The organism is Megamonas sp. (assembly GCF_986095205.1).
Genome location: NZ_CFQVBI010000023.1, coordinates 1 through 16,614, shown reverse-complemented (window position 1 = coordinate 16,614; position 16,614 = coordinate 1). Strand labels below are relative to the sequence as shown.

The following is a 16,614-nucleotide window of genomic DNA, read 5'->3' as shown; positions in this document are numbered from 1 at the left end:
GCTTCTCAGGTAAGAACACGGTATTCAGGCGCCCTCACGGCACATGAAGATGATCACTTACCGTTGCTCCCTTCCGGACCTGGCGGGGTTCATGAGTCTCCATTGCGCGAGACCCGAATACCGCAGTCTTACATGAGAAACTGCTCATGAATGATATTTTAGCATAAAAAAAGAATTATTACAAGTGTTCATTTCTTTGATGGCAAAGAAACGAACCAAAGAAAGCCACCGCACAGATAAAATTTGAACTTTGAAAATACTTATCGCTTCATACAACGCTTAGAAACTCGCTTCGCTCAAACATTCAGACTAAAAACGTATTCAGCGATAATTATTTTCAATAACCTAAAGGTTACCATTCAAATTTTATAATGCGGAAATTAATAGTACGGTATTATCAATAAATACCAAACTTCCCCGCGTTAGCAGACTTTTACGGTAGCTAAAAGCTATTGACAAAGATAAAATCAGGGCTACGGTTTTAGTCCTACTGTTTGAGCGAAGCGAGTTTAGAGCGTTGTAGACATGATTTTATCTTTGCCAAAGTAAAATCAATATCGCGGGTGTATTTTCTTTTTGGTTCGTTTTTCTTTTAAACAAAAGAAAAATGAATATCTAACCTTTTAACCATTTTGCTACATCAATAGCGTGATATGTGATGATGATATCTGCACCTGCACGTTTCATGCTTAGAAGTGTTTCCATAACGATGCGTTTTTCATCAATCCAGCCATTTTGAGCTGCTGCTTTTACCATGGAATATTCACCACTTACATTATATACAGCTATAGGACGATCGATTTTATCGCGAACTTGACGAACGATATCGAGATAACATAAAGCAGGTTTTACCATGATGAAATCTGCTCCTTCTTCCATATCAAGTTCTACTTCTTTCATAGCTTCACGGCTATTAGCAGGGTCCATCTGATAAGCTCTTCTATCACCAAATTGAGGAGCAGAATCAGCTGCATCTCTAAATGGTCCATAATATCCAGAAGCATATTTTACTGCATAAGACATGATAGATACATTTTTAAATCCAGCTTCATCTAAAGCTTCACGAATTACAGCAATTCTGCCGTCCATCATATCAGATGGGGCAATGATATCCGCACCGCTTTGAGCTTGGCTTACAGCAACTTTTGCTAACAATTTTAAAGTAGCATCATTATCTACTTCATGACCACAAAGCTGACCACAATGACCATGTGTTGTATATTGGCAAAGGCATACATCACCAACAATTACAAGATTTGGCACAGCTTCTTTAATTGCACGCATAGCACGTTGTACAGGGCTATTTAAATCCCATGCACTAGAGCCTATTTCATCTTTATATTCAGGAAGACCAAAAACTTCAATTGCTGGAATTCCAAGTTCATAAACTTCTTTAGCTACTTTTACTGCATTATCTACAGAAAGATGATATACATCTGGCATGCTAGGAATTTCTTCTTTTACATTTTCACCAGCAACTACAAAGATAGGATAAATTAAATCCTTTACAGATAAAGAATTTTCACGAACCATGTCGCGAACAGCGCTATTTAAACGCAAACGGCGTGGTCTTAAAGTATTGAGTTTCATCAATAGTCACCATCCAAAATTTTTTATTTTTACTACTAAACCATCTATAGTATATACATCGGCTTCTACATCAGCAGTGAGCCCATGTTTTTTACAAGTATTGGCTGTGATAGGGCCAATGCTTGCTTTAGCCACATTATCTAATAAAGATTTATCTTCATCAATTAATTTTAAAAGATTTTCTACAGTAGAAGAACTTGTAAAAGTTACCATATCTACTTTATGTTCTTTTAATAAAGCTTTTATCTCTTCTTTATTTGTATCTGCCATTTTTGTAGTATATGTTTCTGCTACATCTACAACAGCACCTAATTGACGAAGCCCTATTGGTAAAGCTTCACGAGCTTTTTGTGCTCTAGGTATTAAGACTTTTGTCCCTTCTTTAATATCATCTTTTAAAACATTTAAAATACCTTCTGCCATAAACATTGTTGGTACTTTATCTGCAATGATACCATAATTTTTTAATTTACTTGCAGTAGCTGTACCGATAGCTGCAATTTTAGCATCTCTTAAGCTACGTACATCTAATCCTTTTTCATTTAAGCGAGCGAAAAATCTATCTACACCATTTGTACTAGTGAAAATAATCCATTCATATTCACCGATTTTAGCAATAGCTTTATCTAAACTTGCAAAATCATCATCAGGAGTTGTGATTTTTATAGCTGGAGCTTCTATACAATTTGCCCCTAAATCTTCTAATGCTGTTGTCAATTTAGAAGCTTGTTCACGCGCTCTTGTAACTAAGATATTTTTGCCAAATAACGGCTTATTATCAAACCATTGAATTGTCTGACGTAAATTTACTACATTACCAACTACAAAAACTGCTGGTGGTTTTAAATTATGTTTTTTTACATCTTCCACAGCATTACCTACTGTAGTTACTAATACTTCTTGTTCTGCTTTTGTACCCCAACGCACTAAAGCTGCTGGTGTATCTGCACTTCTTCCATATTTTATCAATTGACTTGTGATATGTGGTAAATTACCTACACCCATCAAAAATACTAAAGTATCTACAGCTGTAGCTAGTTTTTCCCAATTTATATCGGATTTTCCTTTTGTTGGGTCTTCATGACCTGTAATCACGGCAAAAGATACTGCAACTTTGCGATTAGTTACAGGGATACCTGCATAAGCAGGTGCTGCAATAGCAGAGCTGATACCTGGTACAATTTCAAAAGCCACATTATTTTTCTTTAAAACTTCTGCTTCTTCACCGCCACGACCAAATACAAATGGGTCGCCACCTTTTAAGCGTACCACGCATTTTCCTTCTTTCGCTTTATCAGCGATAAGTTGGCTGATGTCTTCTTGACGCATTGCGTGATTGCCAGCTTTTTTACCTACATAGATATATTCTACATCATCTTTAGCAAAAGCCATCAAACGTTTATCTGCTAAATAATCACAAATAACTACATCTGCTTTTTCTAAACATTCTTTTCCCTTTAAAGTAATTAGGCGATAATCTCCAGGACCTGCACCTACTAAATAAACCATTCCATTCATTGATAAGAACCTCCAAAAGATATTATAATCCCAATTACTTATTGGGCATTTTCATCAGGGCAACATAAACCTAGACTTTGCATAATTTTTAATCCGCCATTTGCCAAAAGTTTTTCAGCTAAATCTTTTCCTAAAGTTTTAGCATTAGCTCTTGAACCTATGATTTTATCACGGATTATACATTTGCCATCAATAGAACCAATTACAGCTTCTACAGACAAATTATCATCATCTTCAACTTGAGCATAGACACCAACAGGCACTTGGCAACCGCCTTCTACACGAGCCAAAAAGCTACGTTCTGCTTTTGTCGCATCTGCTGTTTTATCATCATGCAAAAATTCAAGCATTTGTTTTATTTCTTCATCATCTTCTCTAGTTTCTATAGCCAAAGCACCTTGACCTACAGCTGGAAGACAAATTTCACGAGGAATAATCTGTGTTATTTTATCACCAAAGCCTAATCTTTTAAGCCCTGCTACTGCTAAAACAATAGCATCAAAATTTTCTTCTTCTAATTTACGAAGTCTTGTGTTTACATTTCCACGAAGACTATGAATATCCAAATCTGGTCGTGCTTTTAATAATTGAGCCTTGCGACGAAGACTAGAAGTTCCTACCTTAGCCCCTTGTGGTAAATTTTCTAAAGTTTTATATTTGGGACTAACTAGTGCATCTCCACAATCTAAACGCTTAGTTATAGTGGTCAAAGATAATCCTGTTGGTAATACAGTAGGCATATCTTTTAAACTATGTACTGCTAAATCTACACGTTTTTCTAACATTGCTACTTCAAGTTCTTTTGTAAATAATCCTTTGCCACCGATTTTAGCAAGTGGCACATCAAGAATTTTATCGCCTTTAGTAACAATATGCATCAATTCAACTTCCAAACCTTCATATTGTTTACGTAGGCGATCTGCCACATATTCTGCCTGCCATAATGCTAATTTACTGCTACGTGTACCAATAACAATCTTTTTACGCACTATTATTCCCTCTCTTTTAATACATCTATTTTAAATAACTTAGTTACAGCATTCACATAATAATCTTCTTGTTGTGTTCCGGCAAAACTGTTTAACTTAATCATTGGCTCACGCAATAATTTACGAACAATCATATGTGACATATGTTCAATTTCTCTAACCTGACTTTCAGTTAAATCGCCAAGTTTTGTCATTGCTCGTTTCACTTCGCGACGACGAATGCGCTCAGCTTTTGTTGATAAACGAGCCATTACTGGCTGACAAGATAAATATTGAAAACGCTCTAAAATTGAATTTACTTCTTCATCAATAATTTTTTGAGCTTGATATGCTTCATATTCACGTTCTTTGATATTATCTTCAACTACAGCTTCTAAATCATCAATATTATATAATTCTACGCCTTTTATCTCTGCTACATCTGGGTCAACATCACGAGGCACTGCTATATCAATGATAACAAGCGGTCTACCTTTACGCTTAGACATGAATAATTGTGTTTCCCAAGGTTTTACTACATAATGAGGTGCTCCTGTGGAAGTTACTACAATATCTACATCATTTGCTTTGCGCAAAGCATCACGGAAACCTACTGCTTCACCGCCAAATTGACTAGCTAATTCCTGTGCTTTATCAAAATGTCTATTAGCTACATAAATTTTCTTAGCACCCTTGCCCATTAAATTACGAGCAGTGAGTTCTGCCATTTGACCTGCACCATAGATAAGCGTATTGCTATGTTCTAGACTGCCGAAAATCTTTAAAGCTAACTGTACAGCGGCATAACTAACAGATACTGCATTATAAGCAATTCTAGTTTCTGTACGCACTCTTTTTCCAGTAGTAATCGCACGGTGAAATAAAGTATTTAAAATTGTACTTGTCGCTTGAGCTTCTCTTGCCATTGAATAAGCTTTTTTTACCTGACTTAAAATCTGACCTTCACCAATGATAAGTGAATCCAAGCTAGAAGCTACTGCAAATAAATGACGTATACAATCCTTATCTACATGATAATAAAAATACTCATCTTTCGCATCATCACTTCCTGCAAGCGTGAAGAAAAACTCTTTTACATCTTGCATATTTTCATTTGCATCATCTACAACAGCATAGATTTCTGTGCGATTGCAAGTAGATAAAATTACAACTTCACTAATTCCATTATAATTATCTAAATGACGTAATCCTTTATTAATATTGTCAACAGAAATGGCAAATCTTTCACGTACTTCTACAGATACAGTTTTATGATTAAGCCCTAAAACCACTAATTGCATCTCTTATGCTCGCCTCCGCTTCATCATATTTTTTAGCCCTTACAAGTTCCATCACATCATCACTTAACGCACTACGCCAAAAGATTTCACGGTCATCACTTGTTGGCAATTTTTCAATAGCTTCTTTTCTTAATTGCACTAATTTGTCTAACCAATTTGCATATGTTTCGTCAAATTCTCGTTCCATTTTGCAACGCAAATATCTAGATAAAGCTGGTGATTTTCCATTAGTTGAAAAAGTTACTAATAAATCACCTCTTCTAATTTTTGCAGGCAAAGCAAAATCACAAAATTCTAATCTATCAACTACATTTAATATCACTTTTTTTTGATTTGCTTCTTTTCGAACTTGTGCATTTACTTCTTCATTGCCTATAGCACAAATAGCCAAAATAAAATCAGTTAAATCTCCTTGTTCATAGCATTTTTTTTGCCAAATTATAGATTTTGTTTCCACTAATTTAGCCAAACCTTCTACTATTTGAGGAGAGATAACTGTAACTTTTGCCTTTGCCTCTAATAAACCTTTTACTTTTCTTAGTGCTACATGTCCGCCACCTAAGACTACACAAGGCTTATTATCCAAAATTAAATTAATAGGATACACACCCACACCTCTTCAAAATATGAATATAATTCATTTTTTATAATTATACCGCAATAAATATACTCTATCAACAATAAATATACTCTATCAACACTTTAAAGTAATATTATATAACAAGCCATTAAATTTATTAATACCTTATCTTGCGATTATTTTACCTGAATTTTTCTTTACCAAAAAAGTCAAATAGTTTATACTTATAATATCCTTTAGATGTTTATGTAGATACAAAGAAGATTAATATATGGAAATCCTTTTATGTTTCATTATTTCTCCTATATTCCTTTTCTTTGTTCCATAATAAATGAAAGGGAATTATATTATTAAGTAGGTGTTAAATTTATGAAAACTATCGCATTAATTGCCCATGACCAGAAAAAAGAAGAAATGCTTGAATTTGTTGGTAATCATCTTGATGTTTTAAAACAATTTCATCTTGTAGCAACTCGCACAACTGGTACATTAATCAACGAAAAATATAATTTAAATGTTGAAACTATGATGTCTGGCCCTTTAGGTGGCGACCAACAAATCGGTGCTATGGTAGCAACTGAAAAAGTAGATTATGTAATTTTCATGCGCGACCCATTAAACGCTCAGCCTCACGAACCTGATATCAACGCACTTCTTCGCATTTGCGACGTTCACAATATTCCACTTGCTACAAATCGCAAAAGTGGTCATATTTTAATCAAATATGCTGGTGAAAAATTATAATATTAAGCAAAAAAAGACTTTAGCTCTATGAACTAAAGTCTTTTTTCATCTAATTAATTCATTTCAAATACAACTGATACATTTGCTCTAACACTGATATCACCACTTTGAATAGGTGAAGTTGCTCCTGTTGCATCAGCTGCTCTCATATACATAGCATTATTGAAATTTTTTGCTTCAATATATGTGCTTCCAGTATTTACACTGACTACATTTACTATAGATTTTCCTAAGCTATTAGCAACAACTTGTGCTTTACGTTTAGCATCTGCGATAGCTTGCTGTAATACTTTATCTTTATAAACTTGGCTGTCTTTTAAACCAAATTCTATAGAATTTACATTGCTAGCACCTGCATTAATTGCTGTATCAATCACAGTTCCTACCATATCGATATTATCTATAGTAACAGTAATTTCATTTGATACATTGTAGCCAATGATTTCTCTACTATTATCTTTAGTGTTATATACAGGATATAAATTATAATTTGTTGTCTGCATTTTATCTTTAGTTATAGCTAATCCTAATATAGCACTTTGAATATTTTGCATGATTTGAGCATTTTGTGCTGAAGCCAATTTTGCATCTTTTGCAGTATTTTCAATGCTAATACTTATAGTTGCTTTATCTGGAGCAACTTTTATCGTAGAACTTCCATCTACAGAAATTGTTCTTAAATCCTGTGCTTGTACTAGACTACAAGAAAATAAAATACATAGAGCCATCACTAAGCCGACCAAACTAAATTTACGCATAAATAACACTCCTTTTGCTTTAAATTAATTAAATTATTAAAATTTTATTAAAATTTTCCAGATAAAATATAGGGAAGAATTTTCCCTATATTTATTTATGCATTAAACATTGAAACGGAAATGTGTAACATCACCATCTTGCATAATATAATCTTTACCTTCTACACGAACTTGACCTTTTTCACGAGCTGCTGCTACACTTCCAGAAGCTACTAAATCATCATAAGATACGATTTCTGCACGAATGAAGCCACGTTCTATATCAGAGTGAATTTTACCTGCAGCCTGTGGAGCTTTTGTACCCACTTTAATAGTCCATGCACGACATTCATCTTCACCAGCTGTCAAGAAAGTCATAAGACCTAATAATTTAAAAGCCGCTTTGATTAATTTATTAAGACCAGATTCATCAAGTCCTAAATCAGATAAAAATTCATTTGCTTCTTCTTCATCAAGTTCTGCAATTTCAGATTCTACTTTAGCAGAAATTACTACCACGCCTGCATTTTCTTTTTGAGCATATTCTTTTACTTTTGCTACATATTCATTATCATTTTCAGCAGTAGCTGCTTCATCTTCACTTACATTTGCTACATATAATGTAGGTTTTAAAGTCAATAAGTTCAAATCTTTGATGAGTTCTAATTCATCTTCACTGAGTTCTGCCTGACGTGCTGGAATAGCTTCTTCTACTACTTTTTTTACTTTTTCCAAAACAGCTTCTTCAGCACGAGCTTCTTTATTACCGCTTTTAGCTGTACGAGAAACTCTATCTAAACGTTTTTCTACAGAATCAAGGTCTGCTAAACAAAGTTCAGTGTTGATGATTTCAATATCACGAATTGGGTCTACACTACCTTCAACGTGAGTGATATCACCACTAGCAAAACAACGTACAACATGAGCTACTGCATCTACTTGACGAATATGGGATAAGAATTTATTTCCTAAACCTTCACCACGAGAAGCGCCTTTTACTAAACCTGCAATATCAACAAAGCTTACGCTTGCAGGAGTAGTTTTTTTAGAATTGTACATTTCATGAAGAACTTTTAATCTTTCATCAGGAACATCTACAACACCTACATTTGGTTCAATTGTGCAAAATGGATAGTTTGCTGCTTCTGCACCTGCTTTTGTAATAGCATTAAATAATGTAGATTTACCCACATTTGGCAATCCTACAATACCAACTTCTAAATTACTCAAAATTATTCACCCTATCTTTTTTATTTTTCTATATAATTATACCTTATTCTTATTTTACTGCAACAAGGCTTCATCTATAATTGTACCATATTTGCCAAGCCACCAAGAAATAGCTCTTACACCATTGATATAATTTTCTAAAACAGTTCTATCTGGCAAAACCTCACGATTAAAATACTGTGGTTTTTCTACTAAATCATCAGTATTGCCGATAGCATCAGCAGTTATCCAAAAAGCATAACTTTGACCTAATTTATTTTCACTCAAAGATTTTCCCACACTATAATAAGTAAAACCTTCTGGAGCTATTAAATCTATCACTGTTGGCATAATATCTATTTGACTTCCTGCCATATCTTCCGGTAATAAATCTTTTTGTATGCCTTTTCCTGTTATGATAAGTGGCACGCTATAGCGTTCATACATTGTAGGTACTTTATCGATATTATATCTATCAGCATGGTCTCCCACAAAAATAAATAAACTATCTGGATATTTTGCTTTGACTTTATTAATGAAATCACTTGCCATCTTATCTGCATACCAAAAATGACCAAGCTCTTTGATTAATTCTTGATTATTTTTTTCTTTATCAGGCAAACCTTCAATTACTTTACTAGCATCAAAACCTTCTTTTTCCAAGTCAATATTAAATGGTGAATGATTTGATGTATTTAAAATCACTGAAAAAGTCATTTTATTATCATCAATCTGTTTAAAAATAGCATCATATAAATATTCATCATCAGCGCCCCATACGCTACCTGTAGCATTAGGGTCAATATTTCCTCTACTATAAAAATTATCAAAGCCTTGTGCTAATGTAAATTCTTGAATATTTTCCCATGTAGCAGGGCCAGCATACCAAAAACTTGTTTCATAGCCTAATTTTTTCATCTGCGGTGCTGTTGCTGTGATATAAGGATTTGCTAAGGCTTCTGACATAGTTGTCAAATATAAATTAGAATTTGCCATACCTGTAACCATAGTCATCAAAGCACCTACTGTACTTGAGCCACTAGGCAACATATGCGAAGTATAAATCGTATCATCTTCCGCGATTATTTTTTTCATATTATCAGCAATATGCAAATCACTATATTTATCTAATAATGGCCAGTTCGCATAGCTTTCTGATACAATCACAAAAATATGTTTTGGTTTTTCTATCTTAGCCCCTGTTGCTTCTTTAGCTAAATATATACTTAAATCATTTCCGCCATCTTTATTTGTTAAAGATTTTGCTAAATCTCTCACATTTTGCGCTGAAAAACTAAGTCCATTACAAGCTTCCATACGCATCTGATTTGCATATGCTCGATAAATAGCTTGGTAATCATCTAAAATAGACTCATTCAAAAATGTATCATTTGTAATCCCTGCATTTTCCCAATTCACACCAGATTTCCAGCTCCAGCCACCGCCATATAAAGATAATGTACCTAAAACATATACGCACATGAGCAAGGAAACAGTTTTTATTTTCTCTGGTAATATTTGCCATCTTCTAACTTTAAAACTATAAGCTAAAAATTTATTAAAAGCATAATTCAAGATAGCAACTAAAACAATTACTAATAGCAATTTCAATGGCAACTGAAATTCTTCCACTAAAGAAATAAATAATGCATATAAATCTTCATGCATTGCTGTAAATAACATTTGATTGAAACCGCTATGGAATTGTTGATAAAAAGGAAATCTAGCTACAAATAATAATGTAGTTATAAATAAAATCACAAATGAACAAATATAGCGAAAATATTTTAATCTATGCCATATAGTTTCAGCGATAAAACCAATGAGCATACATAATGTAAGTCCGCCTGCTGTTTGCAAACTTAATTTTGCCCCACTATAAATTGCTGTAAGAATTAAATTATGTCCACTATCTGCACTGAGATATTCACTCATACCCCAAATAAAAACCAAACGATAGACACATAATAATAACCAAAAAAAGATAAAGGTTTTTATTATTTTTGTTAAATTTTTATTTAAACCTAACAAAATTTTATTTAGCAATATAATCCTTCTTTCTCGCTTTACCAAAATCACTAAATTTTACAAGAAACTTACTATACTGCTTTATTATACAAAAAAATTTTTCACTTATAAATACACTATTAACTAAAACCTTACAAAATTTATAAAATAAGCAAAAAGACTTCCTATAGCCATTTATTCATTAAATAAACCATAGGAAGCCCTAATTTATAAAAATGATAAAATCTGAGCTATCTTTTTACAATAATTAGTCTAAGATAACTGCTTTTGTAGCTGTAGCTTGTCCAGGCATGCTCATTGCTACAAAATCATACCATACTAAAACTTTATCACCTTGTTTTAATTCTTTAGCATCATCTTCTACATTTTCAGGAATTGTAACGAACATATCTTCATTAGTATTTAAAAATTTAACGCCATTTTTTACTTTATCCACTTTGCTAACATGCATATAGATACCATCATGCTGACCATCACCCATTACAAGTGCATATGCTCTGCTTTGTGGTGGAAGGCTACGAGTGGAAATAGAGCTATAATATGCTGTTAATTCATCACCTACATGTAAACGATTGAGGTCTACATCTTCACCATTTTTACCATTTAAAATTTCAGTATCCCAACGCACGATTAAAGCCACTGTATTATCAGAATTTTTATCTTTTATAGTAATCATGTCATCATTAATAGATACAATCTGACCATGCATACTTACCACATTATCTACTGCTTTGTTTGCAGCAGCAGCAAATGCAGCTGTAGAAGCAAAAGCTAAACATAACACCATCATCAATAAAATTCTAAGTTTCTTCATTGTAAATTCAACCTCCATTGAATATATTCATTAATCTTATATTATCATCTTTAATGAACATATTCAATAAGAAATCTATTAGAGATAAATTAAAAGATTATTAAAATAAAAAAGAGATTTATTACCTTTGCTCTATATAAACAAATTCATAAATCTCTTTCTTATTATATTTATATTCTATTCATGTAATTCCAATGGTAGTCCATCAGGGTCTTTGAAAAATGTCATTTTTTTCTTTGTAAAATCGTCCCATCTAATTGGTTCACATTCAATGCCCAATTTTTCTAATTCTGCTACAGTCTTTTCTATACATTCCACTTTAAAAGCTAAATGTCTAAGTCCACAAGCTTCCGGATTATTTACACGTTTTGGTGCATCTGCTTTACCAAAAATCTCCAATTCACAACTACCTAATTTTAAATCTAGCTTATAATCATTTCTATCTTCTCTATGATGTTCTCTAATTACTTCAAACCCCAATAAATCAACATAAAAATGACGAGATTTCGCATAATCAGATACGATAATTGCCACATGATGAATTACATCTAAATTCATAATTTACACCTTTAATCTTTCTTTTTAAATAAATATGTCATATAAATAAATATTACCCAAATAGGTAAAACTATTATAGAAATCAACATATCTGGTATTTGTGTCATAATCACTACTACTGCGATTAAGAACAAGATACAGAAATAATTTGTATATGGATAAAATAAAGATTTAAATTTAAGTTCATCTAAACGATTTTCACGAGTAAATTTCAATCTAAATTTCATATGTGTAATAGTGATGATAAACCAGCTGATGATTAAGCCAGCTACTACAATAGATAATAAATACATAAATAATTCTTTAGGGAAATAATATGTCATTATTACAAGAATTATACCGATAACTGCTGATACTAAAATCCCTACCATTGGAATACCAGTGCGAGATAAGGAAGCGAAAATTTTTGGTGCATTTCCTTCTTTTGCTAAACCATAAAGCATACGAGATGTACCATATAAAATACCATTATATGCAGACAATGCTGCTACTAATACAACAAAGTTTAAAATATTAGCTGCTGCTGGAATACCGATATTAGAGAAAATCTGTACAAATGGACTGCCTTGAAGACCAACTTGATCCCATGGAGAAAGACTCATCAATACTACCATAGTACCGATATAGAAAATTAAAATACGAATTAAAATTTGATTTATAGCTTTTGGTAAAGTTTTTTCAGGATTTTCAGCTTCTCCTGCTGTTATCCCGATCAAATCTACGCCACCAAAAGAGAACATAACTACTGCTAAAGAAGCCGCAAAGCCCCAAGCGCCGTTAGGGAAAAATCCACCGTTAACCCATAAATTACTGAAATTTTGAGGGAATGGACCCATTGTTGTAAAAATTAAATACAAACCAAAGACAATCATACAGCAAATAGCTGTTATTTTAATAAATGATGCCCAATATTCTGATTCACCATAAAAACTTACATTGATTAAATTAACAGTTATAATTACTAAAATACAAATTAAAATAGTGAGCCATTGTGGAAAATCAGGTAACCAGAAATTGACATATGTAGCTGTTGCGGATAATTCAGCCATACCAGCTATCATATATAAAAACCAATAATTCCAACCTGCTAAATAACCTGCAAATCTATGCCAATATTTATCAGCAAAATAACTGAAAGAACCGGATACTGGTTCTCTAACAGACATTTCACCCAACATTCTCATGACAAAGAAAATAAAAATCCCTGCTAATAAATAAGATAAAATAATACCAGGTCCTACTAATTTGATTGTTGGTGCAGAGCCGTAAAATAAACCTGTACCAACAGAAGCCCCTAAAGCAATCATTTGCATATGACGACTTTTTAAGCCCCTCTTCATTTTGTGTTCATTATTATCCATATCTATCCACCTTTTTTTATAAAATCTAAAAACATAAATAATATATTATCATTTACCTTATCAACTTTACAATAAACAAATAAAAAATCCCTATAAATACTAAAATAATATGTATAAAAATTACAGACAAAAAGCACTAACTATCAAAAATCAATAGTTAATGCTTTTCATCTCAATTCATACCTTATTATACTTTTGCTCTCAATTTATATGTTATATAAATAAATGCTACCCAAACTACTAATGCCCCTAAAGATATTCTCATGTCTTCCATAAAGAACATAATCACTACAATAGCAGCTAAGAAAATAAAACAAAAATAATTAATATAAGGGAATAAAAACGCTTTAAAATGAAGTTCATCTAAACGATTTTCCTGTATGAATTTCATTCTAAATTTCATATGAGTTATAGCTATAGTTGTCCATGTGATAACAAGTGCTGCAACTACAGTTGATAATAAATACATGAAAACTTTTTCAGGTAAAATATAAGTCAAAATTACAAGCAATAAAGAAATTGCTGTAGATACCAAAATACCTATCATTGGTATACCACGACGAGATAAAGAAGCAAACATCTTAGGTGCATTTCCATTTTGCGCCAAATTGTGCAAAATACGAGATGTACTATATAAACTACTATTGTATACAGAAAGTGCTGCTACAATTACTACGAAGTTTAAAATATTAGCTGCCGCTGGAATACCGATATTAGAGAAAATCTGTACAAATGGGCTAGCATTTAAACCAACTTCATCCCATGGAGCAAGTGTCATCAATACTACCATAGTACCAATATAGAAAATTAAGATACGAAGCAATACTTCATTTATAGCTCTAGGTAAAGTTTTTTCTGGGTTTTCAGCTTCTCCTGCTGCAATACCAATTAATTCTACACCGCCAAAAGAAAACATAACTACAGCTAAAGACTGTGCAAAACCCCAAGAACCATTAGGGAAAAAGCCCCCATTGTTCCATAAATTACTGAAATTATCAGGAAATGGTCCCATTGTTGTAAATATCAAATAAAAACCAAATACAATCATACAGCAAATAGCTAAAATTTTAATAAATGATGCCCAAAATTCTGCTTCACCAAAAGTTTTTACATTGATTAAATTTACAGTTGTTACCACTACAATACAGACTAAAACTGTTATCCAATGAGGTATATCTGGAAACCAATAATTTACATAAATAGCGATTGCTGATAATTCTGCAAAACAAACTAACAAATATAAAAACCAATAATTCCAACCTGCTAAATAACCTGCAAAAGTACCTAAATATTTATTAGCAAAATAAACAAATGAACCAGAAACAGGTTCTTTAACAGACATTTCTCCAACCATTCTCATAATGCAAAAGATGAAAATCCCTGCCAAAGCATAAGACAAAATAATACCTGGACCTACTAATTTAATTGTTGGTGCTGAACCATAAAACAATCCTGTACCAATAGAAGTGCCAAGTGCAATCATTTGCATATGGCGATTTTTCAGCCCTCGCTTCATTTTATTATTTTCATTTTCCATGATAAAGCCACCTTTAAATTTATTCTTTATACATATGTTCAATACGTGCTACAGCCAATGTACTTACTACATCACCTGTTACATTGAGTGCAGTATGAATCATATCTATTAAACGGAAGATACCAACTATCATACCCATAATCTCAATAGGTAGTCCCATTGTGGTAAGTAACATTATAGTCAATACAATACCACTATTTGGAATACCTGGTGTACCTATGGAAATCAATGTAGTCATAAATATAAACATTACTTGTTGCATTAATGAAAGTTCTACACCATATACTTGAGCTACAAATAATACAGTAACAGCATAATATACAGCAATACCATTCATATTGATAGTTGCACCAATAGGCAAAGTAAATGATGCCAATTCATCTTTTACCTTAAATTTTTCTTCAGTAACACGTAAGCTAACAGGTAAAGTACCAGAACTACTTGTTGTACTAAATGCTACTAACCAAATTTCTGTAATTTTAGTAAAAAAGTCTTTTAATGAAATCTTAGCAATGTATTTAATGATGAATATATACATAAACAAGACTACAGAAAAAGCACCTATGTAATGAGTTAAAATAAATTTACCTAAAATATTAAAAATAGATAAACCATATTCCCCAACACTACAAGCAACTAAAGCAGTTACCCCAAATGGAGTTACTTGCATTACCATATCTGTAATTTTAAACATAATAACATTGGCTTCATCAATAACTTTTTTAACATTTTTTACTCTATCACCCAAAATAGTTATCGCAATACCAATAAATGCCCCAAATACGATAATTTGCATTAAATTACCTGTAGCTAAAGCTGTTATCGGATTATCAGGAACCATGCTCAAAATAGTCTGGCTAACAGTCATTGGCTCAGCAGGTTTTATCACTTCGCCTGTATCTACAATTTGACTTACAGCAAAATCAGCACCTGGCTTCATTATATGTGCCACAATAAGACCAATAATTGCAGAAAGCACTGTAGTTACAATATAAAAGCCTACTACCTTTGTTCCTATGCGTTTTAATTTTCCAATATCACCTATACTAGATATTCCACTAATAATAGATAAAAATACAACAGGAACAACAATCATTTTAATGAGTTTTAAAAACAAATCCCCAATAGGTTGTAACCATAAAATATCTTTTTGAAAAATAAGACCTAAGATAATCCCTATCCCAAAACCTAGAAAAACTTTAGCACTCATACTAAGATTTTTCAAATTATCACACCCTTAATTTATAAAATAATACGCTTTCCATTATATCATAAAATCCATAAAAAATTTACATATTTACATTATTTTTAAGAAAAAAGATAAAAATTTTATACATTTTATCCATAATAAACCTTATTATTTACAAATGCTCTATGATTAATAGCTAAAAATAAAAAGCTTGATAAAATCTTATCTATATTTTCTAAGATTTCATCAAGCTTTCCTATATTACTTATTTTATTATTTATCTTAAATTATTTATTCCAATAATCTTTATGAACTTCTACTACTTCATTTTCCACTTCTGGGAATGGACCTTCTACTTTTATATCTTTTTGACCTCTAGCGAATACTTCTCTACATGTTGACATACTCCCCATGCCTAAAGGCAGGGGATTCTTGGATACAAACGATACTTGCCTACTAAAATAGCAGGTCTTACTATAT

Annotated in this window: 14 protein-coding genes, 1 other RNA gene and 1 pseudogene; 1 reads left to right on the top strand and 15 read right to left on the bottom strand. The window is 32.3% G+C overall.

Annotated features, from left to right (window positions below):
• Positions 1 to 19: 19 nt before the first annotated feature.
• The 6 genes from ffs to AC5LAX_RS03575 all read right to left on the bottom strand — a co-directional run bounded on the left by ffs (position 20) and on the right by AC5LAX_RS03575 (position 5,984).
• An RNA gene (gene ffs / locus AC5LAX_RS03600) (signal recognition particle sRNA small type) lies at positions 20 to 119 on the bottom strand.
• Between the two features lie 496 nt (positions 120 to 615).
• A complete protein-coding gene (hemB, locus tag AC5LAX_RS03595; protein ID WP_008539842.1) occupies positions 616 to 1,590 on the bottom strand; it encodes a porphobilinogen synthase in 975 nt (324 codons plus the stop codon).
• Positions 1,591 to 1,596: 6 nt separating this feature from the next.
• Positions 1,597 to 3,108, bottom strand: coding sequence for a uroporphyrinogen-III C-methyltransferase (gene cobA, locus AC5LAX_RS03590; RefSeq protein ID WP_288909283.1), 1,512 nt, complete (start codon positions 3,106 to 3,108; stop codon positions 1,597 to 1,599).
• Positions 3,109 to 3,146: 38 nt separating this feature from the next.
• Positions 3,147 to 4,100 carry a hydroxymethylbilane synthase gene (hemC, locus tag AC5LAX_RS03585; protein ID WP_026296979.1) on the bottom strand — a complete coding sequence of 318 codons (954 nt, stop codon included), beginning with the start codon at positions 4,098 to 4,100 and terminating at the stop codon, positions 3,147 to 3,149.
• The gene (gene hemA / locus AC5LAX_RS03580; RefSeq protein ID WP_015562159.1) at positions 4,100 to 5,377 is read right to left on the bottom strand and encodes a glutamyl-tRNA reductase; all 1,278 of its coding nucleotides are present in this window, start codon (positions 5,375 to 5,377) and stop codon (positions 4,100 to 4,102) included. The genes hemC and hemA overlap by 1 nt, the downstream gene beginning before the upstream one ends.
• Complete coding sequence (locus AC5LAX_RS03575) at positions 5,352 to 5,984, bottom strand: precorrin-2 dehydrogenase/sirohydrochlorin ferrochelatase family protein (protein WP_115152062.1); 633 nt, start codon at positions 5,982 to 5,984, stop codon at positions 5,352 to 5,354. The genes hemA and AC5LAX_RS03575 overlap by 26 nt, the downstream gene beginning before the upstream one ends.
• A gap of 342 nt (positions 5,985 to 6,326) precedes the next feature.
• On the opposite strand from AC5LAX_RS03575, the gene AC5LAX_RS03570 reads away from it, so the two are divergent.
• Positions 6,327 to 6,701, top strand: coding sequence for a methylglyoxal synthase (locus AC5LAX_RS03570; protein ID WP_115152063.1), 375 nt, complete (start codon positions 6,327 to 6,329; stop codon positions 6,699 to 6,701).
• Positions 6,702 to 6,754: 53 nt separating this feature from the next.
• On the opposite strand, the gene AC5LAX_RS03565 is transcribed toward AC5LAX_RS03570, so the two are convergent.
• The 9 genes and pseudogenes from AC5LAX_RS03565 to AC5LAX_RS03525 form a co-directional block, all read right to left on the bottom strand.
• The gene (locus tag AC5LAX_RS03565) at positions 6,755 to 7,459 is read right to left on the bottom strand and encodes an SIMPL domain-containing protein (RefSeq protein ID WP_018999705.1); all 705 of its coding nucleotides are present in this window, start codon (positions 7,457 to 7,459) and stop codon (positions 6,755 to 6,757) included.
• Positions 7,460 to 7,561: 102 nt separating this feature from the next.
• Positions 7,562 to 8,668: a redox-regulated ATPase YchF gene (ychF, locus tag AC5LAX_RS03560; protein ID WP_018999706.1), complete on the bottom strand. Its 1,107-nt coding sequence runs from the start codon at positions 8,666 to 8,668 to the stop codon at positions 7,562 to 7,564.
• 54 nt (positions 8,669 to 8,722) lie between these two features.
• On the bottom strand, positions 8,723 to 10,600 hold the full coding sequence (locus AC5LAX_RS03555) for an LTA synthase family protein (protein ID WP_288909280.1): 1,878 nt from the start codon (positions 10,598 to 10,600) through the stop codon (positions 8,723 to 8,725).
• A gap of 322 nt (positions 10,601 to 10,922) precedes the next feature.
• Positions 10,923 to 11,489, bottom strand: coding sequence for a DUF3221 domain-containing protein (locus tag AC5LAX_RS03550; RefSeq protein WP_117977033.1), 567 nt, complete (start codon positions 11,487 to 11,489; stop codon positions 10,923 to 10,925).
• A gap of 177 nt (positions 11,490 to 11,666) precedes the next feature.
• Positions 11,667 to 12,047: an SMU1112c/YaeR family gloxylase I-like metalloprotein gene (gene gloA2 / locus AC5LAX_RS03545; RefSeq protein ID WP_018999709.1), complete on the bottom strand. Its 381-nt coding sequence runs from the start codon at positions 12,045 to 12,047 to the stop codon at positions 11,667 to 11,669.
• 11 nt (positions 12,048 to 12,058) lie between these two features.
• Positions 12,059 to 13,408 (bottom strand): amino acid permease, encoded by a 1,350-nt coding sequence (locus AC5LAX_RS03540; RefSeq protein WP_018999710.1) that lies wholly within the window; start codon positions 13,406 to 13,408, stop codon positions 12,059 to 12,061.
• 187 nt (positions 13,409 to 13,595) lie between these two features.
• Complete coding sequence (locus tag AC5LAX_RS03535) at positions 13,596 to 14,945, bottom strand: amino acid permease (protein WP_115152067.1); 1,350 nt, start codon at positions 14,943 to 14,945, stop codon at positions 13,596 to 13,598.
• A 19-nt stretch (positions 14,946 to 14,964) separates the two neighbouring features.
• The gene (locus AC5LAX_RS03530) at positions 14,965 to 16,170 is read right to left on the bottom strand and encodes a dicarboxylate/amino acid:cation symporter (protein WP_288909278.1); all 1,206 of its coding nucleotides are present in this window, start codon (positions 16,168 to 16,170) and stop codon (positions 14,965 to 14,967) included.
• A 251-nt stretch (positions 16,171 to 16,421) separates the two neighbouring features.
• Positions 16,422 to 16,614 (bottom strand): annotated as a pseudogene (locus AC5LAX_RS03525) (hypothetical protein); the annotation flags it as partial.